Consider the following 274-nt stretch of genomic DNA (forward strand, 5'->3'; position numbering starts at 1 on the left):
GCCGTCGAACGGTACGTTAATCTCCACCTGTCCATGCCAGTGGCTGGTGGTCATGGCGTGCGGTGCGCGTAGTTCGATATCGAGACGTTGACATTCCGAGTACAGCGACAGTGGGCTACGGGTTTGTTTCTCATCGCTGTTACACATGTGCGGATCGGGGGGAAGCGCTGAGATTGGCGGCGTGGTCATGGTAACTCCAGTTCCTGATTGTTCAGAATCATGCCATTTTTCAGCGGATAAGACTGCGAATCGGCGCGCAAATCAGGTCACCATT

1 pseudogene is annotated in these 274 nt (G+C 54.4%); it reads right to left on the reverse strand.

The window, feature by feature from the left end:
- A pseudogene (locus FDX22_RS19900) lies at positions 1-189 on the reverse strand (transcriptional regulator MelR); the annotation flags it as partial.
- Between the last annotated feature and the right edge of the window lie 85 nt (positions 190-274).

Origin of the sequence: Citrobacter sp. TBCS-14, assembly GCF_005280805.1 — a bacterium.
GTDB classification, from domain to species: Bacteria; Pseudomonadota; Gammaproteobacteria; order Enterobacterales; family Enterobacteriaceae; genus Citrobacter; species Citrobacter gillenii.